A 4,609-nucleotide genomic window follows, 5' to 3' on the forward strand; every position below is an offset into this window, starting at 1 on the left:
AGGAAGCCGAAGCCCGGATGTACGGCCTCGGCGCCGGTCTGGCGCACGGCGTCCACGATCTTGTCGGCGAGCAGGTAGGACTGGGCGGCCGGGGCCGGCCCGATCAACACGCTCTCGTCGGCCATCTCGACAGCCAGGGAATCGGCGTCGGCCTCGGAATAGACCACCACCGTGGCTATCCCCATCCGGCGACACGTCTTGATGATGCGGACCGCGATTTCCCCGCGATTGGCGATTAGGATCTTTGAAAACATCTAGTCGCGCACGCGCCTCACTTCCGAACCGAAGGCCGGGACCTTAGATTGCGCGTCATGAGCACGCCACAACTCTCCCCATCCGGCTTCGACCTGACCCCGCCGACCGCCGAGCAACGCAAGGCCCTGGAGGCCTCGCTGACCCGCGAGGAGGCCGACGTCCTGTTGCACCACGGCACCGAGGCGCCGTTCTGCGGCGGTCTCCTGGACCAGAAGGACGCCGGAATCTACTGCTGCCGGCTCTGCGGCCTGCCGCTGTTCGAGCACAAGACCAAGTTCGAGAGCGGCACGGGCTGGCCGTCCTTCTGGGCGCCGGTGGACGAGACCCACGTCAAGGCGATCGAGGACCGCGCCTACGGCATGCTGCGGATCGAGACGACCTGCGCGCGCTGCGGCAGCCATCAGGGCCACGTCTTCCCCGACGGCCCGCCGCCGACCCGGCTGCGCTACTGCATCAATTCGGTGTCGCTGGAGTTCGTCCCCTACGGCGCGCCTCTGCCTGACCGGCTGGGGCGCGGTGAAGGCGTCGCCAAGGCGACTGCGCCGGCCTAGGCGCCGAGCGCCTGTCGGGCGGCCTCGGCGGTTGCGAGCGCCGGTCCCGGGTCGAAGCCATCGGACATGCACCAAGCCGCCGAGGCGCCCGCGTGGGCCAGCAACCAATGAAGCAGGCGTCGAGGCTCCAGCCGGGCCGCTTCTGCAACCACGGCGACCTGGCGTGGAATCCGGCCGGGCTTGGGCCCTCCGGCCTCATGCGGGTTGCATAGCATGGCGGCGTAGTCGTAGGCACGCTCGCCCAACACGCCCTTGGGATCGATGGCCAGCCAGCCCCGATCGTCGCCGTCGAGGACGTTCTCGTGGTGCAGATCGCCATGCAGCACTGCGACCTCGCGAGGTTGGGCAAGCAAGAGATTGGTGGCGTGAAGGGACGCGTTCAGGACGCCGCCGTGAGCCGCCGCGGCCGGCGCCAGAGCCCTTAGCCAGCCGTCGAGCGGATGGAGGCTGCGCGGCGGGGGCGCATCTCGCGGCGCGTGTAGGTCGTCGGCCACCGTGCAGAGGATTCGGAGGGCGTCCTCGTCAAGGCCATCCTGGGCCATGGCGACGAGCGAGCGCCTCGCGGGCAGCCGCTCCAGCAACAGGGCGTCCCTCTCGAAGGCCAGCACGCGCGCTGCGCCGCCGCCGGCCCACCAGGCCATCGTCGCGGCGCCATCGATTTCTGCCTGAGACGTTGCGATCTTGAGCATGGCTGGCGCGTCACGCCAAAAGACGGGCAGCAACCAATTCCGGGCATAGCGGGTCTGGAACGGCTCGCCATCCGGCGTCAGGTCCCAGCGCGCAAGCCACGGCGCGAACGGCGTCAAATCCCCCATCCGCACAGCATAGCGGTCCGCCTCGTCCTATGGGAGGCGCAAGCCGAGCCCTCGCCTAATTCATCCCACCCGCCATCCACATCGCCAGCCGCGCGGCCAACAGGCGGCGGATGAGTTTGAACGGAAATCCCGGATAGGCCGGAATGTCCCCCGGAAGCGTGACGCCGGGCGGCAGACTGGCGACCTTGTTTCTCAGCTCCACGGGCGGCGGATCGCCGGAGAAACGGGCGCGATAGACCGACGTCCACCACCCCGGGCCGTGCTTCAGGTACATGCCCGAATTGCAGCAGGTCGCGACATAGCGGGTGGTCGGCGCCGACTCCGAGAGCCTGATCCCCTCGAGCGCCTCCGCGCCGGCCACGCAGGCGAACCGATCGTCGCGGTAGATCAGGTACGGCGTCCCGCCAAACTCGTCTCGGATGACCGCCGCATTTGGCAGCGCCTCGATGAGCCGCGCCCCGGCCTGGCAATCCGAACAACAGCAGGCCGCAACCAAGATCGGCTCACCGACCGCCTTCAGCTGCACCTGGCCGCAAACGCAAGATGCTCTCCGCTCGATCATGGCCCCTCCCGACACGCGCAGTCCGCACCCCTAAATCCCATAGCGAGCGGGAAATGTCCCTTCTCCCCTCCCGACAAGGGATACCGCGCGATCCGGCCTAGTTCTTCTTGCCCGGCCCCGACTCGCGCGCCCCCGACTCGCCGGCCCCCGCGCTGCCGGTCCCGTTGGTCGCCGGCTCGTCGCCCGCCGCGCGGATCTGGGCGCCGAGCACGCTGTCGCCGTAGCCGGAGCCAGGACTGGTGAAGTAGCCGCCCTTGTCGATCCGCAGGTTGTTCTGCACATGGGTCACGCCGGAGATGTCCTCCACCAGCCGTTCAGCGCGGTGCTTGGCCTCGCGATTCTCCACCGTGCCGGAGAGCGTCACCTCGCCGCCGGAGACCGAGATCGAGATGTTCGAGGCGTCGAGCCACGCATCGTCGGTCAATCGCTCATGGGCGTCGTCGTTGATCCGCTCGTCGGCGCGCTTATAACCCTGGGGTCCGAGGCCACGGGCGCCGCGCGACGACGGGCGGTCGTAGTCCGGATCGTAGGCGCGGGCTTCCGAGCCGCCGGCGAACCAGGCGGCGACCTTCTCGCCGGCCCGGTGCAGGAATTCCCCGGACCGGCGGCCCGCGTCCTCGAAGCGCCTCGAACGGCCTTCGCGCCGCATATTGTCGCCATAGCCATAGCCGCGCTCGTAGTCGTAGCCACCGGTGCCGCCGCTGGCGGGACGGTGGCTGCGGAACTCCGGGCGATCGTCGTCGAAGCCCGGCTCGCCGTAGCCCTCGGAATGGTATTGCGCGCGGGTGGGGCTGTAGCCTTCGTCATAGCCACGCGGCACGTCGCCGTATTCGACGCCGCCCTGGCCGTATTCCTCGCGGTAGATTCGCTCGCCGTCATCGCCGTAGTCGCGACCGGCGGTGTAGTCCTGGCTGGCGATCTGCGGCTTGCGGCGGTAGTCGCCGCGCCGCATGGCCGGGCTCACCCCGCCATAGGCCGGGTCCTGCCAGCCGGGCGCGGCCGAACCGCCGCGATAGCCGCCGCCGTAGGCCTGCGAGGATGCGCGGCCATAGCTCGCCCCGCTCTCACGCTCGCCGAATACCCGGTCGCGGCCGGGCCCGCCGTGGCGGGCGGCGAAGGCGCCGGGTTCCTCGTCACGGTCCCAGGTGCGGTCTTCGTCATAGCGGCTGCGGCTGTCGCTCAGCCCTCGCCCGCCGCGCTCGCGGATCTGCCGCTCGCGATCGTCCATCCAGTTGTTGCCGGCCATGGGAGTTCCTCCGATTTGTGGGCTTGCTTGCGCCCACAACCGGGCCCGTCCGGCGGAGGTTCCTGGAAAACCGCCCCTACAGTGGAATGTTATCGTGCTTCTTCCAAGGGTTGGTCAGCGTCTTGCCCTTGAGGTTCTTCAGCGCCTTGACGATCCGGCGGCGGGTACCGTGCGGCATGATCACGTCGTCGATGTAGCCGCGTGAGGCGGCGACGAAGGGATTGGCGAAGCGCGCCTTGTACTCGGCCTCATGCTCCACGAGCTGCTCGGGCGTCTGGTTGCGGAAGATGATTTCCACCGCGCCCTTTGAGCCCATCACCGCGATCTCGGCGGTGGGCCAGGCGTAGTTGATGTCGCCGCGGATGTGCTTGGAGCTCATCACGTCATAGGCGCCGCCATAGGCCTTGCGGGTGATCAGCGTGATCTTCGGCACGGTGGCCTCGGCGAAGGCGAACAAGAGCTTGGCGCCATGGCGGATCAGGCCGCCCTGCTCCTGGCGGGTGCCCGGCATGAAGCCTGGCACGTCGACGAAGGTGATCAGCGGGAACTCGAAGGCGTCGCAGAAGCGCACGAACCGCGCGGCCTTGCGGCTGGCGTCGATGTCCAGCACCCCGGCCAGCGCCATGGGCTGGTTGGCGACGATGCCCACCGGCTGGCCGTCCAGGCGCGCGAAGCCGCAGACGATGTTCTTGGCGAAGTCCGGACTGATCTCGAAGAAGTCCGCCTCGTCCACCACCTTGGAGATCAACTCCTTGATGTCGTAGGGCTTGTTCGGATTGGCCGGCACCAGGGTGTCGAGGCTCGGCTCGTCGCGCACCGGGTCATCGTAGCTTTCGCGCAGCGGCGGCTTCTCGCGGTTCGACAATGGCAGGAAGTCCACCAGCCGGCGGACCTGGGTCAGCGCCTCCAGGTCGTTCTCGAAGGCGCCGTCGGCGACGCCCGACTTCTGGGCGTGGATGCGATAGCCGCCCAGTTCCTCGTGGCTGACGTCTTCGTTGGTCACCGTGCGGACCACGTCCGGCCCGGTCACGTACATGTAGCTGGTGTCCTTCACCATGAAGATGAAGTCGGTGATCGCCGGCGAATAGACGTCGCCGCCGGCGCAGGGCCCCATGATCACGCTGATCTGGGGGATGACGCCCGAGGCCAGGGTGTTCTCCAGAAAGATGTCGGCATAGCC

Annotated in this window: 6 protein-coding genes; 1 reads left to right on the forward strand and 5 read right to left on the reverse strand. The window is 68.4% G+C overall.

The genetic code is table 11. From position 1 onward, the window contains the following. Positions 1-254: biotin carboxylase N-terminal domain-containing protein (locus tag VHS75_RS16255; protein ID WP_329639659.1), on the reverse strand; the 254-nt coding region annotated here is incomplete at its 3' end. A gap of 57 nt (positions 255-311) precedes the next feature. On the opposite strand from VHS75_RS16255, the gene msrB reads away from it, so the two are divergent. After that, positions 312-806, forward strand: coding sequence for a peptide-methionine (R)-S-oxide reductase MsrB (gene msrB / locus VHS75_RS16260; RefSeq protein WP_329639660.1), 495 nt, complete (start codon positions 312-314; stop codon positions 804-806). Here msrB and VHS75_RS16265 read toward each other — a convergent pair. The 4 genes from VHS75_RS16265 to VHS75_RS16280 form a co-directional block, all read right to left on the reverse strand. After that, the gene (locus VHS75_RS16265) at positions 803-1,612 is read right to left on the reverse strand and encodes an aminoglycoside phosphotransferase family protein (RefSeq protein ID WP_329639661.1); all 810 of its coding nucleotides are present in this window, start codon (positions 1,610-1,612) and stop codon (positions 803-805) included. The genes msrB and VHS75_RS16265 overlap by 4 nt on opposite strands. 64 nt (positions 1,613-1,676) lie before the next feature. Continuing rightward, positions 1,677-2,183, reverse strand: coding sequence for a hypothetical protein (locus VHS75_RS16270; RefSeq protein ID WP_329639662.1), 507 nt, complete (start codon positions 2,181-2,183; stop codon positions 1,677-1,679). 97 nt (positions 2,184-2,280) lie between these two features. Further along, positions 2,281-3,429, reverse strand: coding sequence for a BON domain-containing protein (locus tag VHS75_RS16275; RefSeq protein ID WP_329639663.1), 1,149 nt, complete (start codon positions 3,427-3,429; stop codon positions 2,281-2,283). 76 nt (positions 3,430-3,505) lie between these two features. After that, the coding region (locus VHS75_RS16280; RefSeq protein ID WP_329639664.1) for an acyl-CoA carboxylase subunit beta at positions 3,506-4,609 on the reverse strand (1,104 nt) is incomplete at its 5' end.

Source organism: Phenylobacterium sp., assembly GCF_036264965.1.
Classification (GTDB): Bacteria; Pseudomonadota; Alphaproteobacteria; order Caulobacterales; family Caulobacteraceae; genus Phenylobacterium.

Bases quoted from the DNA above. Each gene is read 5' to 3' on its own strand.
- VHS75_RS16270 (WP_329639662.1), bottom strand. From the start codon at position 2,183: ATGATCGAGCGGAGAGCATCTTGCGTTTGCGGCCAGGTGCAGCTGAAG.
- VHS75_RS16275 (WP_329639663.1), bottom strand. From the start codon at position 3,429: ATGGCCGGCAACAACTGGATGGACGATCGCGAGCGGCAGATCCGCGAG.
- msrB (WP_329639660.1), top strand. From the start codon at position 312: ATGAGCACGCCACAACTCTCCCCATCCGGCTTCGACCTGACCCCGCCG.